Consider the following 18,564-nt stretch of genomic DNA (forward strand, 5'->3'; position numbering starts at 1 on the left):
CCATCCGCCTATGGAGTACGTCACGCTCGGCAACACCGGGACGACGGTATCGCGACTCTGCTTCGGCACCTGGCGCTTCGGCAAGCGCCACGGTGACGAGGTCGAAACAACGAGGGAGGAAGCACACGACCTCCTCGACGCCGTCGCAGACCACGGCATCAACTTCATCGACACGGCGAACGTCTACGGCGACCCCGACGGGACGAGCGAGGAGTGGATCGGCGAGTGGCTGGAGGATAGAGACCGTGAGGACTTCGTCCTCGCCTCGAAGGTCTACTTCCCGTTCGACGGCTGGGGCGAACCGGGTCCGAACGACTCCGGGCTCGGACGCAAGCACATCCGCCGCCAGATCGAGGGGACGCTCGACCGGCTCGGGACGGACTACCTCGACCTCTACTACATCCACCGCTGGGACGACGAGACACCCATCCGCGAGACCATGCAGACACTGACGGAACTCGTCAGGGACGGGACAGTCAACTACCTCGGCGCCTCGTCGATGGCCGCCTGGAAGTTGACCAAGGCGCTGTGGACGAGCGACGTCGAGGGACTGGAACGGTTCGACGTCACCCAGCCGATGGTCAACGCCGCCCACTACGATCAGGTCGGCGACTACCTCGACGTCTGCGCCGATCAGGACCTCGCCGTCTGCCCCTACTCGCCGCTGGCCGGCGGCTTCCTCACCGGGAAGTACGACCGCGCCGACGACGGCTCCGTCGAGGCCCCGGACGGCTCGCGCGCGACGCTCGAAGATCGCTTCGGCGAGTACTACGCGACCGACACCGCCTGGGACGTCCTCGACGCGGTCGAGGCCGTCGCCGACGAGCGAGATGCCTCGCCCGCGCAGGTGTCGCTGCGCTGGCTGATGGACCAGGACCGCTTTACCTGCGTGCCGATCGTCGGCGCGCGAACGCCCGACCAACTCGAAGAGAACGTCGGCGCCGTCGACGTCGATCTCACCGACGACGACGTCGAACGGATCGCCGAGGCTCGACAGTAACGACCGCCGAAACGGCTACTCGTCACGTTTTCGAGCGTCGAACGGGACCGTTCCGACCCGCCTACAGGACGATCATCGCGTCGACGAGAATCGAGACGAGGACGGCACCGAGGAAGGCGTTCGACGCGTGGAACGTCCGCATCGCTGCGCGCTCGGTCCGGGCAAAGTGCAGTTCCACCGCGGCCGCGAGGAAGATCCCGCCGAAGACGACGACGGCCGTCGCGTAGATGGCTCCGAGGTCGGTCACCCAGGCGAGTGCGGCCGCACCGACGAGCGTCGCGCCGAGGTAGTAGACGATGTGCTTTCGGGTGACGGTGTCGCCGCGAACGACCGACAGCATCGGGAAGCCGCCGCGCTCGTAGTCTTCGCGATAGGCGAGCGCGAGGTTGTAGAAGTGCGCGGGCGTCCAGAGGAAGATGAGACCCGCGAGCGCGAGCGCCGGGGCGCCGATCTCGTTCGTGACGGCGGCCCAGCCGATAAGGGCGGGCAATGCACCGGCGAACCCGCCGATGACCGTGTTCTGGACCGTATTCGGCTTCAGAACCAGCGTGTAGACGACACTGTAGAAGACGATCGCGATCAGACCGAGAGCCGCCGCGAGCGCGTTGATCGTAAAGAAGACCGAGATGGATGCGCCAGTCAGGACGAACCCGAACAGAAGCGCGTTGGTGACGGGAACCAGGTCCGTGGCCAGGGGCCGGTCGGACGTTCGTTTCATGCGGCGATCGACGTCGCGTTCGAGGACGTGATTGAACGTACCGGAGGCGCCGATGGCAAGCACGCCGCCCGCGAGGGTAGCCACGACGGTCTGGGCATCCAGGTCGGGCCCCGCAGCGAGAGCCATCCCGGCCGCCGCGACGAGACAGAGCAGCCACATCAGTCGCGGCTTGGTCATCGAGAGGTACGCTTTCACGCGTAATCGAAGTCTGTCGAAGCGGGAATCGGGGAGCGTGCGCTGGGACGCATCGGGCTCCTCGACAACCGGTGCGTCGGGGGTCGTCGCGACCGCTCGATCGATCTCTTCGGTCGCTCCCGTCGCGACCTCGAGATCCCACGCGAGTGCGAGGACGACGGTGCCGAAGACGACGACGCCGAGTCCGAGGTGTAATCCGGGGACGATCGCGTCCGATCCCATCGTTGCGGTCACCGCACCGACGGCCACCTGCACGGCGTACAGGCCGAGGCCGGCGAGCAGGGTGTAGCGGACGCGACGTGTGGCCGCACCGAGCCAGGCGACGACGGTCGTCGCCAGTAGGAGTCCGGCGACGAGGACGGCCGCGATCCGGTGACCCAGCGCGATAGCCAGTTCCGTCTCGGTCAGGGGGTCGACCGGCTGGCCGCACCCCGGCCACGCCGAGCAGGACGCGGCCGCGTCGGTGATAGACGTCGTCGCGCCGACCACGACGAGGAGGTAGACGCCGAGGGCCGTCGCCGCGAGTAAACCGGCGAACCGGGCGTGGGTGTCGATCGGCGACGGAAAACGGTCTGAAGTCACGGTTCCTGTCGGATACTTCGCCCGCCGTTACTTAGGGATCCCGCTTTCGTGGCGGTCGAGCGTCGGTCGGCCGACCGCAGTCTGATGGATCCGCTACAGTCCCATATCATCGGCCGACTCGGGTACCGGCAGTTCGGTCGGGTGAACCGAGAGCAATTCTGCTGCGTGATCGATGGCCATGTCGAACCCGTAGTAGCGCTCCAGTTCGGCGCCGTCGGGCGACGGCCGGACCGATACCATCGCGTACCCATCGATGTTCTGGGCGAGGACAGCCGTCTCGCCGCCCGACACCGCCTCGAAGACGAGCAGTCGCTCGTCGGCCGTTTCGCGATACGTAGCTGTGATCCCGTCGGCGCGTTCGGTCGTCTCCTCGTCGCTCATAGTGGGTGCTCTCCCCGCGCGACAGTCTAACCTGTCGATTCGGATCGCAGCCAGATCGCGTTCTCCAGTAACCGAACGTTCGGTTCGCTCCGAAGCGTACCGATACCATCCGGGTCCGACGTGACGCGTCCGAACCGAAAGGCCCGACAGCGAGCACACCGGATACCCTCACATGACGAGGTGGCTCCAGAGTGGCCGACGACGGGACATCTGTTACCTGCTCGCCGGCACGGACGGCCGGCGCGGCCAGCAGCTCAAATCGGCCCTCGAATCGCACTACGACGAGCGAATCGATCCGTCCGGTTTCTACGGATCGCTCTCGGCGCTGGTCGGCGCCGGATTCGTCGAAAAACGTCCCGACGGCGTCCACGACGTCTACGCACTCACCGATGCGGGGGCTCGGCGACTCGAGGCGCACGTCTCGTGGATGGAAACGCAGACGACGCGGTGACGCCGACAAGATCGCTACTTGAACTCGAACGCGGCGGAGACGTTCCCGCGCTGTTTGTTCACCGGTTTCGGCAGGAATCCGTCGAAGTCGATCGCGACCTTTTCGCGAAGGAACTCGGAGAGCAACGAGACGTCGTCGACGTGCAACAGCTTCGCGATCGCCAGCGGGTTGGCGTTGTTCGCCTTCCGGAGTGAGGCCTCGTCGAGGCTCCCCAGATCTCGCATGAACCGATCGTAGCGATCGTTGTCCGCGAGGTAGAGCAGTTCGGTCATGAGCAGTCGAGTCCGGTGGTTGGGTGCGACGTCGCGGTGCCAGAGCCGGTCGTAGATGCTCAACTGCTCCGCGCTGGTGTCGGTCATTCCCCTGTCGAGGGCGGCGTCGACGGTGATCGCCGCCGCGCGCGCAGACTTCATCCCCTTGTGGATTCCCTCTCCCCAGACGGGGTCGATGGTGGGAACGGCGTCGCCGATCGCCATGAACCGGTCAGTCGAGAGGTCACCGGGCATCTGGATGTGTGCGGAACCGCGGTGCTGGACGCCCTCCTTGCGCTCGGCGTCGGCGAATCGGGGGTCCCTGTCCAGCCAGTACGCCATGTAGTCGTCGACCGAGAATCCCTCGCGGGCGTTCTCGCGGTGACTGTCGTTCTGGATGTAACAGAGCCCGACCTTCGCCTCGTCGGCGCCAGTGTGGAAGATCCAGGAGTACCCACCGGGCGCGATGTCGTGGTCGAGGCGAAGCATCATCGCGTCGGTGAGGTCGCCGTACTCGGGGTGGTCCAGGTCGACCCCGGTGAGTTCGTACTCGATCCCGATGGCGTGGTTCTCCCGTTCGAGTTCGCTCACGCCGAGCGCCTTCGCCAGCGGTGCGCTCGGACCGGTCGCGTCGATCGTGATCTCGGCCCGGACCTCCTCGGAACCGTTGTACTCGACGCCGACGATATCGCCGTTCTCCACGATCGGACCGGTGACACGCGCGTCGAACCGATACTCGGCGCCCTTCTCGCGGCCGTCCTCGACGAGCCAGCGCTTGAAGTCACCGAACTCGAGGACCGCACCAGCGTGATGGCGCGTGAAGTGGTCGTTCGGCGATTCGAGGACGACCTTGTCGGTGTAGTTCATCACGACCTCGTCCGGGACGCCGAAAGAGGTGATCATCGACGGGAACGTACCGGCCGTCGACTTGTTGCTGGTCCGTGGGAACTCGGCTTCGTCCTCGGTCTCGAGAACGACAACGTCGTACCCGCGGTTCGCCAGGTCGCGCGCACATTGCGCCCCAGCCGGGCCGGCTCCCGCCACGATTACGTCGTACTGTTCGCTCATTGAGACACACTTATCCATCCTGTATAATGAGTCTTGGTGAATCGATACGGCGAACGGACAGCGGAGTAGGGTGGAGCAACTCCCCGCAAAACGGGTTTCGAGTAGGATCGAGACGCTGCGACGGCGCGAGAGCCACCTCGTGGGCCGGCTCGGGAGTGAGACGGGCGTCTCACCCGTTTCGGGAATCCCGAGTCGCGTTCACCCCAGCAATCGGTCACCGATCGTGTTCCGCAGGACCTCACTCGTGCCCTCGTAGATCTCGTTTAACTTGGCATCGCGATAGAAGCGCTCTGCAGGGAAGTCCTTCGTGTAGCCGTACCCGCCATGGATCTGGATGCCCTCGTTGGCGACCTCGCGCGAGACCTCACTCGCGTAGAGCTTCGCCTGTGCAGCCGATTTGATGTAGTCCTCGCCGCGGATCTTGTCGTCCGCTGCCCTGTGCATCAATAGCGTCGCGGCCTGGATCTTGGTGTCCATGTCCGCGAGTTTGTGCTTGATCGCCTGGAATTCGCCGATCGGCTGGCCGAACTGTTCGCGCTCGGTCGCGTACTCGCGCGCTTCGTCGAAGGCGGCCCTGGCGATGCCGACGCCGCGAGCCGCGATCGTGATACGGCCCCCGTTCAGCGTTTTCAGCGCCTGGACGAACCCGTCACCCTCGTCGCCGAGGCGGCGGTCGGCCGGAATCTCGAGGTCGTCGAACCGCAGTTCGGCGGTCGGACAGCCCTTGTCACCGAGCTTATCCTCCGTCCCCTCGACGTGGAAGCCCTCGTCCTCGTCCGCCCGGACGACGAACGACGAGATGCCCCGGTTGCCGGCCTCCGGGTCGGTCTTCGCGAAGACGGTGATCGTCTCGGCGACCGAGCCGTTCGAGATCCAGAGTTTGCCGCCGTTCAGACGGTACGCATCGGGCTCTGCGTCGGCATCGTCCGCACCGTCGCCGACCGGCTCCGCAGTCGTCTCCATCGCGGGCACGTCGCTTCCTGCGCCAGGCTCCGAGAGGGCGAATGCGCCCACCTCCGTGCCCTCGGCCAGCGGTGTCAGATAGCGTTCCTTCTGGGATTCGGTGCCAAACTCGTAGAGCATGTTGCCCGCGAGTGACGTGTGCGCGGCGACGATGGTACCGAGCCCGCCGGACCCGCGGGAGATCTCCTCCAGACCGATGGCGTAGGAGTGATAGTCGAGGCCGGCACCGCCGTACTCCTCGGGGAACGGCATCCCCATCAACCCGAGGTCGCCCATCTCCGTGACGAGGTCACGGGGGAACTCGTCCTCGCGGTCGATCGCTGCCGCCCGCGGGACGACCTCCTCGTCCACGAACTCGGCGACCACGTCCCGAATCTGGCGTTGTTCGGCCGTCAGCGTGAAATCCATACGTGCAGTACCGCGGCTCGCTCCTTTACAGTTATCACTCCGTCCGAACGTCGGCGCGCTCGATCGTGGCCCTCCCGTCGAACGTCGGCGCGCTCGATTGCGATCGTCCGGCCAGTGACCGACCGTGGACGCGCGGTCGCGTACGATCGCGATGGCGGCGGCTCGTCCAAGACGTTTTTCAGTACCGTACCCGTAGAGCCTGTACGTTGATGTCAACCGGCCCCACCGATCTCGACGCGGAGACGGACCTCGAGTGGTGTTTCGAGGCAGTACACGGCGTTTCGAGGACGTTCTCCATAACGATCGATCGGCTCGAAGAGCCGATGGCCCGCCAGATCTGCGTCGGCTACCTGCTATGTCGGATCGCCGATACGATCGAAGACGCCGGTCACGTTCCCCCGTCCACGCAGACCACACTCCTCACCGAGTACGACAGGGTCCTGGATCCGACCGACGAGTACGCGGCCGACCAGTTCGTCGAAGCGGTCGATCCCTGGCTCCCGGAACCCGCCGAACGGTCGGCTGACTGGACCGTCGTGGCCCAGACACCCCGCGTCCTGCGTGCGTTCGAGGCCTTGGACGAGGAACCTCGTGAGATCATGCGCGAACCGGTCCGGGAACTCGTCGACGGCATGGCGATGTTCACTGACCGCTACGCGGACGAAGGTGGGCTTCGTCTCCAGACGCTAGAGGAACTCGAAGAGTACTGCTGGTACGCGGCCGGAACAGTCGGTACGCTCATCACAGGGCTCCTCGCCCGCGGCGCCTCCCGGGAACGTGCGGACGAACTCAGGAGTAACGCGCGATCGTTCGCCCTGCTGTTACAGCTCGTGAACATCGCGAAGGACGTCCAGACGGACTACCACGAGGAGAACAACGTCTACCTCCCTGCGGAGTGGCTCGCCGAAGAGGACGTCGCGCCGGAGGCCGTCACCGACGACCACAATCGCGGGGCCGTCACCACCGTAATCAGGCGTGTGGTCGGTCGCGCCGAGGAGTACGTAGACGACGCCCACCGATATTTAGAGACCGTCCCACAACACCGAGGGAACACGCTCTCCGCGTGGGCGATTCCCTACCTGCTCGCCGTCGGGACGCTCAGAGAGTTGCGAGAACGTCCCGAGGACGTCCTTCAGGAGGGTAACGTCAAGATCTCGCGCGCCGAGGTGTACGCCCTCATCCAGCAGTTCGAACGGGACGTCTCTCCGTCCGGCCTGGCAGATCTTCGCCTCGAGATGGCCAGTAAACCGCTCCACGAGTAGGAGAGCCCGATTCTTCGATTAGCCCTCGACCGCCGCCAGCCGTCGCCCTGCGAACGCGACAGGACCGCCGAACACGACGACGACTCCACTCCAGACGGCGACGAGCAACCAGTACACGGGTACGCCGAACCCCCGTGGAGCGAGCACCAGCGACAGACATACGGCCGCGAACATCGTCACGAGACCCACGAGCACAGCGAGGGAACCGACGGGTATCGGTCCGGAACTGCGCTCAAATGCGTATCCCATCGGCAGGAAGAGAGCGGTGGCCAGGGCAAACGGGAACGTCGTCGTCGCGAACCAGCCCCCGAGGAGCCAGAGGAGTGCTCCTGTACAGAGTGCAACGGCCACCGCGAGTGTCGTTACCCCACGAGCGGTGCGGGGCGGATCACATCGACCGATCACGATCCCGAGTGCGCCGTACCCGACGCCGAGTGCCGCGAGCGCCCCGAGCCCGGGACTGAAGAGGCGACCGCCGGAGGCAACGCTGGCGACGGGAAACGCGAGCGCGCCGAGCGCACCGACCGCGACGAACAGGCGTTCGAGCGTGGCCAGATCCCACGCGTCACGGCCTCGATCGAGACGGACGACCAGCAGCCCGGCCAGTCCGACGGCGATTCCTGGGATCACGCCGACAGGGCCGCCCTGTGCGACCGCCGGCGGGACGACCTCTCCGGCGATCGTGGCGTAGCCGTTCACGGTGTCGACGACACCACCATCGCCATACGCGAGGTAGGTTCGCCGATCGAAGTCGCTGTCGAGCGGCCCGTCCGCGCTCGCGGTCCACGTCGCGGCGGACCCCCCGACGCGAGCGCCAGGTGGCTCGGTGACGATGGTCGTCCCTGGCGGTACATGGATCGTCACCCGTTCGGCCGCCAGCCCGTACCTGGCGGTTCCGCCCTCGATCGCGAAGTAATCGACGAGCCAGGTATCGCCGACGCCGGGTCGAGCGAGGTCGGCGACGGTGTAGTTCACGACGACGGCGTCACCGTCGACCGTCGATTCGACGGTCTCGACGTCGCCGTCCGCCGCGTGATAGCGGGCCCAGGCGTCGTCGACCGCAGTCGCGAGTGCGGTCCGATTCGCCCGGTATCGGTCCGAGGCCGCATCGGAGACGGGGATCCGAGCGCTCCAGACCGAGTCGCCGTTGCCGTCCACGTAGATGTCGAGCGTCCCCGACCCGGTCGCCCCGTCGATGCCGGCAGACCCGTATTCGGACTCACAGACACCGCAGAGTTGTGTCGGGGGTGGTGCGCCGGCGACGAGGCTCAGGCCGAGCGGACCGACGACCGCGCCGAGCAGGAGGGCGAGGAGGAGTGACCGGCGCGCGGTACACCACGATAGGGACATAGTCGATCGGGACGGCAGTCTCACATATAATTCGTTGGGTTCTGAAACGATGGGTTCGGATCGATCGGGGCGAACCGGCAGGTTCGACACTCGTCGACGGCCCGTGGGAACAGGCAACGGACATCGACGATGTGTAGGTACAGACGTCGGGCGACGACGGTGTTTGGGGTACGCCGGCGAAAGACGACCGAGTACAGGATAGGCCAGCGAAAAACGATCATCGTCGCAATCAGGTGGCGACAATTATTCGCTGGATACGACTGCGGTCGCTACAACGAGGTCGGCTGTTCGGATCAGTCGTACTCGTAGAATCCGGATCCCGACTTCTTTCCGAGTTCGCCGGCCTCGACCTTTCGTTTCAGGAGGTACGCCGGTTTGTAGCGGTCGCCCAGTTCCTCGTACAGCGTCTCTGAGGCGTGCAGGCAGATGTCGAGGCCGATGTGATCGGCGAGGGTGAGCGGGCCCATCGGCACGTTCGTCCCGAGTTCCATGCCCGCGTCGATGTCGGCCTTCGAGGCGACGCCCTCGTCGAAAGCGCGGATACCCTCGTTGATCCAGGGCATGAGGATGCGATTCGTCACGAAGCCCGGTTTGTCGTCGGACTCCCAGGTGGTCTTCCCGAGGTCCGCGGCCAATTCGTGTGCGAGGTCGACGGCCGCCCCAGCGGTCTTCTCACCGACGACGACCTCCACGCCCTCCATGATCGGAACGGGGTTCATGAAGTGCAGGCCGACGACGCGTTCCGGTCGCTCCAGGTCGCCCGCGATCGAGGTGATCGACAGTGTGCTCGTGTTCGTCGCGAGCATCACGTCCTCGTCGCACGTCGACTCGAGGTCGGCGAAGATGTCGCGTTTGACCTCGAGCTTCTCTATGGCCGCCTCGATCACGACGTCGCAGCCCGCCAGATCGCCCAGACCCGTCGTCCCAGCGATCCGGTCCCGGATCGTCGACGGCTCGTCGGACAGCGCGTCCCGCTCGGCGAGCCGGGCGAGCGAGTCGTCGATCGTCTCGAATCCGCTTTCGACGTACGCGTCCTCGACGTCGCGCATCACGACGTCGTACCCGGTCGTCGCCGCGACCTGGGCGATGCCACTGCCCATCGTCCCCGCGCCGACTACCCCGATCCGATCGATATCGTCTCGAACCATACGATCGACTTCCCGAGACGATCACATTACGGTGACGATCCGGGACGGTCAGACGGCGGACAGGTGAACCGAGTCGGTTGTCGATCGCCTTCCTGTCGGATGTACTGCCACCCCGTCGTGTGTCGATCTTCATCTGCCGGGTGTCGGCCTCCATCCGTCCGATGCCGGTGCTCGCCGAACTTCATCGGTGTGAGGTGGTCTTGCGCCGGTTCAACCCGTACTTGAATCCGGGCGAGCCGTTCGTTCTGGATTACGGTCCCGGACGGGAGAGTAACGTTCAAGGTGCCCGACCGCCAGGGGCATACAACCCGGCATGGCACACGAAACCGACGCCGCGAAGACGGCTATCGAGGCCGTTCGACCGCTCGAACCGGACGAGCGCGGGCGGTTCGTCGACGCGGGCGTCGATCCCTCGCGGCTCGAATCTACCGGCATCGATCCAGCGGGCGTCGTAGAGAAAGAGTACTCCTATCGGCAACTGGTCGACGGCGGACTCTCCGAAGACGACGCCGGCGCACTGCGACGGACCTTCTCGCTCCCCTGGTCGTTCGAAACGGACGGCAACCTCGACGATCGGTCGGAAGCGGTCTCCGGACTGGGCGACGACGAGCGGGCCTGGGTCGCCGCGAGTGCCGACGAGAGCTGGCAGGGCTTCGACGGTGCCGGCGAGCGCTCGATCCCGACCACGACCGATCGCCCCGCGGAACGACCGTACCCTCGCCCAACTCCCGTCACCGCCGTGACCGGCGTCAGCGAAGCCAATGCGGACCGCCTCGCCGACGCGGGCGTCGTCTCGGCCGAACGACTGGCGACGATCCACGCCGGCGAGGTCGCATCCGCCCTCGACCTCGATGTCCTCCACGTACGTACCTGGCGACACAACGCGCGCGAACTCGTTCGCCGGTGACCTCCGTACCGCCGACGGTGACCTCCTCGCAGTCCTTTCACTGGAGACCTCCGTGCCGCCGACGGTGACCTCCTCGACGTGCCTTTCACTGGAGACCCCCGACGTCTCTGCTGAATTGCATACCCGAAGTGGGATAGTCACGGACGATGGTCGGACGGTTCTCGAGGTGTGCAGGGAGGCTGCCGGGCGGGCCAATTCTCAAGACCGCTCGAGTCCAATCGCCCGCACATGATCACACTCGCGTCGGACTTCGGCTCCCCGTATCCCGCAGCGATGAAGGGCGTGATTCGAACACGTTCGGATGCGGAACTGATCGACGTCGCCCACGACTTTCCGCGACAGGACGTCCGTACCGCGGCGTTCTGGCTGCGCGAAGTGTTGCCGTACTTCCCGCCGGCGACGCACCTCGTGGTCGTCGACCCTGGCGTCGGCACCGACCGCGCCGCGCTGGTGGTCCGCGCGAGGGATCACCTCCTCGTCGGCCCGGACAACGGCGTCCTTCTGCCGGCTGCCCGGCGCCTCGCGGGAGAGTCGACGGTCGAACCCTACCGATGGCGCTACGATGATCCCGGCAGCGCGACCTTCCACGGGAGAGACGTCTTCGCGCCGGCTGCGGCCGCCGTTCACGACGCCGGTATCGATACATTTCGCGCCCTCGATCCCGTGACGTCGATCGATTCGACCGTCGACTGCCGGTTCCCGACCGCCGAGGTCCGTACCGACCACGCCGAAGGCGAGGTCCTGGTCGTCGACGACTTCGGCAACGTCGTCACCAACGTCCCGGGCGACGTGCTCGACGGAGCAGGCACCGTCGCCGTCGACGGCGAGCGAATCCCGATCGTCGCGTCCTACGCGCACGTAGATACGGGCGAACGGGTGGTCACCGTCGGAAGCCACGGGAACGTCGAACTGGCAGTCAACCGTGGGCGCGGCGACGAGGCGTTCGAGGTCGCCCCCGGCGACCCGGTCACGATCGGGTGGCACTGAGCCGAATCGACGGCACTCCGTGGCCTCCCATACGGCTGACTGGCACTCGCGAATCGAATACCGGTCGGCAGCCAGGATGGTGGTCGTGGTGCCCGGATGGCGTCGCTCCGTGGGGAACACGGACGACGGAGTAGCGACACGAACGCCGCGAGAAACGACGAGCGAAAACGACGTAATTCGGACCGAAACCGGACGGCTGGACGGTCGTGAGGATTACTCGGCGGCGATGACGTCGTCGATGCGAACGATCATGGTCGCGGCCTCGGCCGCGCTCTCGATCGCTTCACGCTTGACGTCTGCGGGATCCAGGACACCGTGGTCGACCGGGTCGCCGATCGTGACGGTCTCGCCGTCGGTAACCAGCCCCGCACGGCCCTCGGATTCGTGTTCGGCGCGCAGATCGACGAGCGTGTCGATCGGGTCGCGACCGGTGTTCGAGGCGAGCGTCCGCGGGACGACGTCGATCGCGTCGGCGAACGCGGTGACGGCGAGCTGGCTGCGGCCCTCGATGCCGGCCGCTTCCGAGCGGATACGGTCGGCGATCGCGATCTCGCTCGCACCGGCACCCGGGACGACTTCGCCGGACGCGCGGGCTGTCGAGACGACGTCGAGCGCGTCTTCGACGGCACGTTCGAGTTCGTCGACGATGTGGTCGGTACCGCCGCGGACGAAGACCGTGACGGCCTCGGCGGCTGCACCGCCCTCGACGAACGCGAGGTCGTCGTCGCCGAAGGTATCGGTGCGGATGCGGTCGGCGTGTCCGAAGTCCTCGTCCGAGAGATCCTCCAGGGCGCCGACACGACTCGCGCCAGTCGCCGAGGCGATCTTCCGGGCGTCGGAACTGCCGATACCCTCGAAGACGAGGACGTCCTCGTTCGCGAGGTAGGAGGCGACGCGGTCGTCGACGTCGTCGGTGTTGAAGACGACGTCGACGCCGGAGTCGACGATAGCCTCCGCGTAGCCTCGCAGTTCGCTCTCTTCGGCATCCAGCGCCGCGTTGAGCTGGTCGATGGAATCGATCGAGTACTCGGCGTCGATCTCGCCGGTGTTGATCTCCAGCGCGACGTCGAGGATCGCGATCTCGGCGTCCTCGACGGCCGACGGCATCGTCTCCGAGGCCGGCTCCTCGTCGAGGACGATTCCCTCGACGAGTTCCGTCGCGCTCGAAGAGGCGCCGACCTGCGTGTAGATCGAAACGTCGTCCCGATGGACGTCGTCACCGTCACTGACGTGGTCGATAGCGGAGACCACCGTCTCGGCGAGTTCGGCGGGTGTGAGACCGCCGGTGCCCTTGCCGGTCATACTGGATTTGGCGACCTGACGGAGCAGCTCCTCGTCCAGTTCGGCGTCCAGTACCTGGTCGTCGATGGCCTCGAGGGCGATACGAGCCGCTTCGTGGTAGCCTTCGACGATGGTCGTCGCGTGGACGTCCTGTTCGATCAGATCCTCGGCCTCGGCCAGGAGGTTCCCCGCGATGACGGCGGCCGTGGTCGTCCCGTCGCCGACCTCGTCCTCCTGAGTCTCCGAGACCTCGACGATCATCTGGGCCGCGGGGTGTTCGATGTCCATCTCCTCTAGGATGGTGGCGCCGTCGTTCGTGATGACGACCTCGCCACCCGAGTCGACCAGCATCTTGTCCATGCCGCGGGGCCCAAGTGTCGACTGTACCGACTCGGCGACCGCCTTGCCGGCCATGATGTTCGACGACTGGGCGTCCCGGCCCTCCGTTCGCTGACTGTCCTCGCTTAAGATGAACATCGGCTGTCCACCCATGCGTCGCTGTTGTGCCATACGTTGTACCTCACTACATGTATCATCAGCACTTCTATATAACTGTTTCCCTCCGCCTCGCCTCCGTCTGGCGATTGGTATGTAATAGCACAGACGGTCGACCCCCCAATCGGAGATTCGACGAGCCGCCCGCCAACCGACCGGCAGCCGGGTGGACGATCGACACCGATCCGGTAGTCCAATATGTGACCGGTGCCAACGACGAATCGAATGCAGTTGGAGCACGGGTTCCGGGTCGTCGACGTCAACGTTCGGTTGACGCCAGAGCGCCACCCCGCCGTCCGCGATCGCGGCAGACCCGTCACCCCCGAACGCCTCGAACGTGAGATGCACCAGGCCGGAATCGTCAGGGCCGTCGTCAGTCCGGACCCGCAACCGGAGACGAGTTACGTCCAGGCGAACAACGGCGTCGCACGATTGAGCGTCGAGCGTCCGTTCGTCGCGTTCGCACGTATCAACGGTCGACGAACTATCGGCGACGATCCACGAAGTCGGTTGCGTAACGCGGTCAGTCGGCGCGAGGGCTATCACACGGAACCGGGTGACATCGAACAGTACGCCTACGACGACCGGTTTCACGGGTTCACCCTGGACCCGGGCGTCGACGGTCTGCCCGACGAAGCCGTCCTCGAAGAACTGGAATCGGTTGGGCTACCGGTCGTCGTCGCCGGCGGTACCGACGCGCCACCGTCCGCGCTCGCGGAGAGCGTACTCGATCGCGCGTTCCCGGTCATCGTCGGTCACTTCGGCGGACATCCGCTCCAGCGATCGCTCATGGACGAGATGATCGACATGCTGGACACGTACGACGACTGTTACGTCGACACGAGCCTGGTCCGCTACCGAGATCAGCTCGAACGGGCCCTCCGCGAACACCCCGACCGCGTCCTCTTCGGGAGCGGGACACCGGTGAGCCACCCGAACGTCGCCGTCATGGAGATTCTGACGCTCGACGTCTCTGCCGACAGACTCGCTCGAGCGTTCTCGAAGAACGCCGCCCGCGTCGTCGAGGCACTGGACACGCCGTCGTCCCGATGACGCCGGTACCGACGACACCGGTACCGCCTGGGAAACAGAGCCGTCCGTCTCCAGAGCGAACGGGCGCGACGATCACCGGCAGAGTGAGATTTAAGGCACACGCACGAAAGATCAGGCTATGCGAACAGTGGGAAGCGGTCTCGCGGCGATCAACCGCTCCGGCCACCGGGCTGACGTCTATCTCTCGCGTCCGGGCAAACGAAACGCGATGACGATCGACCTCGTCAAGGACCTGACCGAAGCCTTCAGGCGGCTCGACGCGGACGACGACATCAGGGCGATCACGCTGCTCGGGGAGGGGCCGGTGTTCTCGGCGGGGATGGACAGGGAACTGGTCGAACGGCAGGCCGAATCGACGCCGATCAGCGACGACGCGTTTCCACAGCTGCTCGCGCTAATCGAAGAGGTCCGCCAGCCGGTCGTCGCCGGGATCGAAGGCGCAGCACCCGCCGCCGCGTTCGAACTCACGCTCTCCTGTGACTTTCGAGTTCTCGGCCGAGACGCGTCCTACGGACTCGTCGAGACGAAGTTCGGAGCGTTCCCGCAAGGGGGCGGCACACAACGCCTCCCCCGGCTCATCGGACTGTCGAAGGCGACGGAGCTGGTCATGACCGGTGAGTACGTCGAGCCCGACGAGGCCCGCACGATCGGCCTCGTTCACGAGGTCTGCGACCCAGGCGACGTCGACGACTGTGCAAAGGCGTTGGCCGACGACCTCTGTGAGAAGGGCCCGCTCGCGCTGCAGAACGCGAAGAAAGCGCTCAACGCCGCCCTCGAAATGCCGCTCGACCGCGGACTGGCGTACGAACGATCGCTCGGATCCACGCTCGTCGATACCGACGATTTCAGGGAAGGGTTCGAGGCTCAGCTGGAGGATCGCGAACCGAAGTTTACCGGCGAGTGACGACCCGTCTGGTACTGGGCACCAATCGGACATCTGTACCAATCACCGTCGGTCGGACACCCGTTTTCACTGGCGTCGATCGGATACCTGTACCCATCACCGCCGATCGTACACCTGTACCGCCCGGTCGTGTCGGCTCGAAACGCCGTTGGGATTCAACCGGCGGCGGTCCTCGTCGTGGCGGGCTCGTAATCCGTCGCGGATCCCGTAGAGTGCGTTCGTCGTCACGTCGGATCCGTTCCGAATCCAGCGCGTCAGTGCAGTCTCACCTCGGAGTACACAGCGAGCGTCTTCGAACCCGTCGAGTGCTGCCCGCCCGACAGTCCGACCCAGAACCGACGGACGGAGACCGTAATTCTTCGCTAGCCGATAGCCGATCGATCGGTACCTGACTCCCCACTCGTCGGCCTCATCAGACGGGTCGCCGTTCCATCGTGTGGTCATGTCCCCGGACCACGTGACGTCGAACCCGGCGCCCGCGATGCGATGCGCGCAGTCGACGGCGCTGCCGTGATCGAGGTACTCGTCGAAACCGTCTAGCGTCTCCACCACGTCGACCGTGAACGCGACGTTGGTCTCGGGTACCGGTGTGACGGAGCGACCCGCGACCGTGATTCCATCGTTCGAGTCGCCTGGGTGGGATCGGCCCGTAACCGGCCCGGTGACGACGTCCGCCCCGGCGTCGATAGCGGTCCTGATACCAGCCGCCCATCCCGAAGTGACGACCGAACCGTCGGCCAGGAAGGCCACGACGTCACCGTCGGCGTGATCGAGGCCGGCGTTTCGGGAGACGCTGGCGCTACGTTCAGAAATTTCAACCAGCACGTCGACGTCGTCCCGGTCTCTCACCGCGCCGGTCGTCCCGTCCGTCGACGGTCCGTTGACGACGAGTACCTCTGCGTCTCCGGACAAGTCCGCCGTCAGCGCATCCAGAGAGTCACAGAGTCGTTCCCGGTCGTTGAGTGTCGAGACGACGACCGAGAGCTTCATAACGGACTGTCACTCGGTCTGGCTGTATAAATTCGCCGTCTCGAATCGACGGCGGGCGAGTCACACCGGACGATACAACTCACCCGTCGAGTCTGGTATCCCAGAACGACACTGATGCGAGTCGGTCGGCGTAGGGGACGCCGCCGACGAATCGATCGAGCGAGCGAAGCGGTGAGGCGAGGACGTTCGGTGTGATTCGATAGAGACCGTACGGGAGGAGGAAATCGTTCGTCGTCCGATGCAAGGAGAGCTCGTTGGCCTCGAGGAGGGCTTCGACCTCCCGCGACGAGTACAGCCGCGATCCCATCGGGAGCGCCCAGTTGTAGATGCTCCGCGTCGAGTACCGGTTGAACGTATCGAAGACGATCTGTTCGCGACTCACGCGGCGCATCTCCCGTAAGAACCCGTGGGGGTCGTCAGCCAGGTGAAAAAACCGCATCGCGACGACGGTGTCGAAGTGATCGTCCGGAAACGGTAACCGGGCCGCGTCACCGCGAAGAAATTCGAGGTTGTCCGAGACGCCAGCATCTCGGGCTTTCTTCCGCCCCTGCTTGAGCATCGCGGCCGAGATATCGAGGCCGACGACGTCCGCACCGCGATCGGCCAGCATCACCGTGAATCGACCGGTTCCACAAGCGATCTCGAGGACTCGCTTGTCTGCGAGCGGTGAAAGCGCTTCCAGTACGGCCGCCTTTTCCCTGAAATCGATCAACTGGCCGCCCCGCGAAAACCGCTTGTCGTCGTACTCGGCGGCGACATCGTCGGCCTGGTACCACTCCTGTCCCTTCACGTTAGTGTCCGTTAGCTTGCCGGGGGGATAAAACAATACTGGACTCGGCCCGGGAACGGACCAGTCTGGCGTGGAGACGCGACCGCCGATACCTCGATCAACCCCGAGCGTATCGACGTCCGTTTCCCCGTGGTCACGCCCAATTCGAGGGGAATCGCCAGCCGGCAGTCGGATATCAGGGTGATAATATACCTAATATAGAATAGAGAATATGGACCTCCATAGAGAGAACCTTTACCACCCTCGACCGACGCCGGATCGATATGAGCACGCGCCCAACGACCGACCGCTCGCAGTCAACCGACGCACTGACGCGGACCGAGTATCGAGACCGACTGCGCGACCTGCCCCCGAGTGCGAAGCTCGTCGCGAAAGTCCTCGAAACGGACCAGCCGCTGGCACAGGGACAACTCGTCGAACGCTCGCTGTTACCCGATCGAACGGTCCGGTACGCACTGAATCGGCTGGACGACGTAGACCTCGTCGACTCGCGGTACTCGTTCGAGGACGCGAGAAAGCAGGTGTACTTCCGCACCGATTCGACGGGCCGATAAGCACTTCCTCCCGCCGAGATTACCCCGCCTATGGACGTCGTCCGGAGAGCGATCCCCACGGAAACGAGTGCTCCGGACGGAACGACTAACGCGTACGTTCTCGGTCGCGATCCCGCCCTCCTGATCGACCCTGCCGGGTGCCCCGAAGACCTGGACGAACTGGTCGAGCGACACGGCGTCGAACACATCGCCGTGACGCACGCGCATCCAGATCACGTCGGCGCAGTCGCCCGGTACGCAGCGCACATCGATCGACCGGTCACCTGCTGGGCTGCAACCGGACACGAAGACCGGTTCGAAGACGCGACGGGCGTCGCACCCGACGCGACGTTCACCGACGGCGACAGACTGTCACTCGGCGGTGGGACCGTCCGCATCGTGGCACTACCCGGTCACGCGCCGGACCACGTCGGGTTCGCCGTCACCGACGACGGACCCGCTTTCTGCGGAGACTGCGTCGTTCGCGACGGGAGCGTCGTCGTCGGCGGCGACGGCGCGAACATGCGCGACTACTTGCACTCGCTCGACCGGCTCGCAGCGCTGGACCCGCCGACGATGCTCCCGGGACACGGGCCGCCGATCGAAGATCCCCTCGCCGCCGTCGATCGACTGCGGAGTCACCGTGAACGACGCGAACGACGGGTCAAAGACGCCGTCGACCGCGGTGCCGAGACGCCCGACGAGATACTCGCAGTGGCCTACGAGAAGGACCTGGCGGATGTCAGGGCGCTCGCCCGTGACACAGTGATCGCACACCTCGAAAAACTCGACGCGGACGGCGAACTCTCCTGGGATGGGGCGCGGGCGACCCCAACGTAGCAGTCCT

The 18,564-nt window shown here is 65.5% G+C and carries 18 protein-coding genes; 9 read left to right on the forward strand and 9 right to left on the reverse strand.

Translation table 11 applies throughout. The annotated features are described in order from the left end of the window. The first annotated feature begins 10 nt into the window (after positions 1-10). Positions 11-1,000 carry an aldo/keto reductase gene (locus tag NO366_RS15590; protein WP_256531708.1) on the forward strand — a complete coding sequence of 330 codons (990 nt, stop codon included), beginning with the start codon at positions 11-13 and terminating at the stop codon, positions 998-1,000. 61 nt (positions 1,001-1,061) lie between these two features. Here NO366_RS15590 and NO366_RS15595 read toward each other — a convergent pair whose 3' ends face one another. Then, positions 1,062-2,495 carry a heme o synthase gene (locus NO366_RS15595; protein WP_256531709.1) on the reverse strand — a complete coding sequence of 478 codons (1,434 nt, stop codon included), beginning with the start codon at positions 2,493-2,495 and terminating at the stop codon, positions 1,062-1,064. A 93-nt stretch (positions 2,496-2,588) separates the two neighbouring features. Beyond that, entirely contained in the window at positions 2,589-2,876 is a 288-nt protein-coding gene (locus NO366_RS15600) for a DUF7111 family protein (protein WP_256531710.1), read from the reverse strand. 172 nt (positions 2,877-3,048) lie between these two features. On the opposite strand from NO366_RS15600, the gene NO366_RS15605 reads away from it, so the two are divergent. Next, a complete protein-coding gene (locus tag NO366_RS15605; RefSeq protein WP_256531711.1) occupies positions 3,049-3,327 on the forward strand; it encodes a PadR family transcriptional regulator in 279 nt (92 codons plus the stop codon). Between the two features lie 14 nt (positions 3,328-3,341). On the opposite strand, the gene NO366_RS15610 is transcribed toward NO366_RS15605, so the two are convergent. Both NO366_RS15610 and NO366_RS15615 read right to left on the reverse strand, forming a co-directional pair. Further along, positions 3,342-4,646, reverse strand: coding sequence for a digeranylgeranylglycerophospholipid reductase (locus tag NO366_RS15610; RefSeq protein WP_256531712.1), 1,305 nt, complete (start codon positions 4,644-4,646; stop codon positions 3,342-3,344). Positions 4,647-4,844: 198 nt separating this feature from the next. Then, positions 4,845-6,017, reverse strand: a complete 1,173-nt coding sequence (locus NO366_RS15615; RefSeq protein WP_256531713.1) for an acyl-CoA dehydrogenase family protein — start codon at positions 6,015-6,017, stop codon at positions 4,845-4,847. Between the two features lie 209 nt (positions 6,018-6,226). On the opposite strand from NO366_RS15615, the gene NO366_RS15620 reads away from it, so the two are divergent. Next, entirely contained in the window at positions 6,227-7,279 is a 1,053-nt protein-coding gene (locus NO366_RS15620; RefSeq protein WP_256531714.1) for a phytoene/squalene synthase family protein, read from the forward strand. 18 nt (positions 7,280-7,297) lie between these two features. On the opposite strand, the gene NO366_RS15625 is transcribed toward NO366_RS15620, so the two are convergent. After that, complete coding sequence (locus NO366_RS15625) at positions 7,298-8,629, reverse strand: hypothetical protein (RefSeq protein ID WP_256531715.1); 1,332 nt, start codon at positions 8,627-8,629, stop codon at positions 7,298-7,300. A gap of 293 nt (positions 8,630-8,922) precedes the next feature. Then, the gene (locus NO366_RS15630; protein WP_256531716.1) at positions 8,923-9,777 is read right to left on the reverse strand and encodes a 3-hydroxyacyl-CoA dehydrogenase family protein; all 855 of its coding nucleotides are present in this window, start codon (positions 9,775-9,777) and stop codon (positions 8,923-8,925) included. Between the two features lie 313 nt (positions 9,778-10,090). On the opposite strand from NO366_RS15630, the gene NO366_RS15635 reads away from it, so the two are divergent. Together NO366_RS15635 and NO366_RS15640 are read left to right on the forward strand one after the other, a co-directional pair. Next, positions 10,091-10,684, forward strand: coding sequence for a hypothetical protein (locus NO366_RS15635; protein WP_256531717.1), 594 nt, complete (start codon positions 10,091-10,093; stop codon positions 10,682-10,684). 228 nt (positions 10,685-10,912) lie between these two features. Then, positions 10,913-11,671, forward strand: coding sequence for an SAM hydrolase/SAM-dependent halogenase family protein (locus NO366_RS15640; RefSeq protein WP_256531718.1), 759 nt, complete (start codon positions 10,913-10,915; stop codon positions 11,669-11,671). Positions 11,672-11,884: 213 nt separating this feature from the next. Here NO366_RS15640 and thsA read toward each other — a convergent pair whose 3' ends face one another. Continuing rightward, positions 11,885-13,429, reverse strand: a complete 1,545-nt coding sequence (gene thsA, locus NO366_RS15645; RefSeq protein ID WP_256534036.1) for a thermosome subunit alpha — start codon at positions 13,427-13,429, stop codon at positions 11,885-11,887. A gap of 243 nt (positions 13,430-13,672) precedes the next feature. Here thsA and NO366_RS15650 point away from each other — a divergent pair, with 243 nt between their 5' ends. Both NO366_RS15650 and NO366_RS15655 read left to right on the forward strand, forming a co-directional pair. After that, positions 13,673-14,500: an amidohydrolase family protein gene (locus tag NO366_RS15650; protein WP_256531719.1), complete on the forward strand. Its 828-nt coding sequence runs from the start codon at positions 13,673-13,675 to the stop codon at positions 14,498-14,500. A 118-nt stretch (positions 14,501-14,618) separates the two neighbouring features. Then, positions 14,619-15,404 carry an enoyl-CoA hydratase/isomerase family protein gene (locus tag NO366_RS15655; RefSeq protein ID WP_256531720.1) on the forward strand — a complete coding sequence of 262 codons (786 nt, stop codon included), beginning with the start codon at positions 14,619-14,621 and terminating at the stop codon, positions 15,402-15,404. Positions 15,405-15,500: 96 nt separating this feature from the next. Here the strand turns inward: NO366_RS15655 and NO366_RS15660 are convergent, their stop codons facing one another. Continuing rightward, the gene (locus NO366_RS15660) at positions 15,501-16,394 is read right to left on the reverse strand and encodes a glycosyltransferase family 2 protein (RefSeq protein ID WP_256531721.1); all 894 of its coding nucleotides are present in this window, start codon (positions 16,392-16,394) and stop codon (positions 15,501-15,503) included. 79 nt (positions 16,395-16,473) lie between these two features. Next, positions 16,474-17,184, reverse strand: coding sequence for a class I SAM-dependent methyltransferase (locus NO366_RS15665; protein ID WP_256531722.1), 711 nt, complete (start codon positions 17,182-17,184; stop codon positions 16,474-16,476). 263 nt (positions 17,185-17,447) lie between these two features. Between NO366_RS15665 and NO366_RS15670 the strand changes: the two genes are divergently transcribed. Beyond that, complete coding sequence (locus NO366_RS15670; protein WP_256531723.1) at positions 17,448-17,738, forward strand: ArsR family transcriptional regulator; 291 nt, start codon at positions 17,448-17,450, stop codon at positions 17,736-17,738. Positions 17,739-17,768: 30 nt separating this feature from the next. Continuing rightward, complete coding sequence (locus NO366_RS15675; protein ID WP_256531724.1) at positions 17,769-18,557, forward strand: MBL fold metallo-hydrolase; 789 nt, start codon at positions 17,769-17,771, stop codon at positions 18,555-18,557. Positions 18,558-18,564: the final 7 nt, after the last annotated feature.

The organism is Halovivax cerinus (assembly GCF_024498195.1).
GTDB classification, from domain to species: Archaea; Halobacteriota; Halobacteria; order Halobacteriales; family Natrialbaceae; genus Halovivax; species Halovivax cerinus.

Excerpts from the sequence above, each read along its gene's own strand:
- NO366_RS15590 (WP_256531708.1), top strand. The coding sequence starts at position 11 with ATGGAGTACGTCACGCTCGGCAACACCGGGACGACGGTATCGCGACTC.
- NO366_RS15600 (WP_256531710.1), bottom strand. The coding sequence starts at position 2,876 with ATGAGCGACGAGGAGACGACCGAACGCGCCGACGGGATCACAGCTACG.
- NO366_RS15605 (WP_256531711.1), top strand. The coding sequence starts at position 3,049 with ATGACGAGGTGGCTCCAGAGTGGCCGACGACGGGACATCTGTTACCTG.
- NO366_RS15610 (WP_256531712.1), bottom strand. The coding sequence starts at position 4,646 with ATGAGCGAACAGTACGACGTAATCGTGGCGGGAGCCGGCCCGGCTGGG.
- NO366_RS15615 (WP_256531713.1), bottom strand. The coding sequence starts at position 6,017 with ATGGATTTCACGCTGACGGCCGAACAACGCCAGATTCGGGACGTGGTC.
- NO366_RS15620 (WP_256531714.1), top strand. The coding sequence starts at position 6,227 with ATGTCAACCGGCCCCACCGATCTCGACGCGGAGACGGACCTCGAGTGG.
- NO366_RS15625 (WP_256531715.1), bottom strand. The coding sequence starts at position 8,629 with ATGTCCCTATCGTGGTGTACCGCGCGCCGGTCACTCCTCCTCGCCCTC.
- NO366_RS15630 (WP_256531716.1), bottom strand. The coding sequence starts at position 9,777 with ATGGTTCGAGACGATATCGATCGGATCGGGGTAGTCGGCGCGGGGACG.
- NO366_RS15635 (WP_256531717.1), top strand. The coding sequence starts at position 10,091 with ATGGCACACGAAACCGACGCCGCGAAGACGGCTATCGAGGCCGTTCGA.
- NO366_RS15640 (WP_256531718.1), top strand. The coding sequence starts at position 10,913 with ATGATCACACTCGCGTCGGACTTCGGCTCCCCGTATCCCGCAGCGATG.
- thsA (WP_256534036.1), bottom strand. The coding sequence starts at position 13,429 with ATGTTCATCTTAAGCGAGGACAGTCAGCGAACGGAGGGCCGGGACGCC.
- NO366_RS15650 (WP_256531719.1), top strand. The coding sequence starts at position 13,673 with ATGCAGTTGGAGCACGGGTTCCGGGTCGTCGACGTCAACGTTCGGTTG.
- NO366_RS15655 (WP_256531720.1), top strand. The coding sequence starts at position 14,619 with ATGCGAACAGTGGGAAGCGGTCTCGCGGCGATCAACCGCTCCGGCCAC.
- NO366_RS15660 (WP_256531721.1), bottom strand. The coding sequence starts at position 16,394 with ATGAAGCTCTCGGTCGTCGTCTCGACACTCAACGACCGGGAACGACTC.
- NO366_RS15670 (WP_256531723.1), top strand. The coding sequence starts at position 17,448 with ATGAGCACGCGCCCAACGACCGACCGCTCGCAGTCAACCGACGCACTG.
- NO366_RS15675 (WP_256531724.1), top strand. The coding sequence starts at position 17,769 with ATGGACGTCGTCCGGAGAGCGATCCCCACGGAAACGAGTGCTCCGGAC.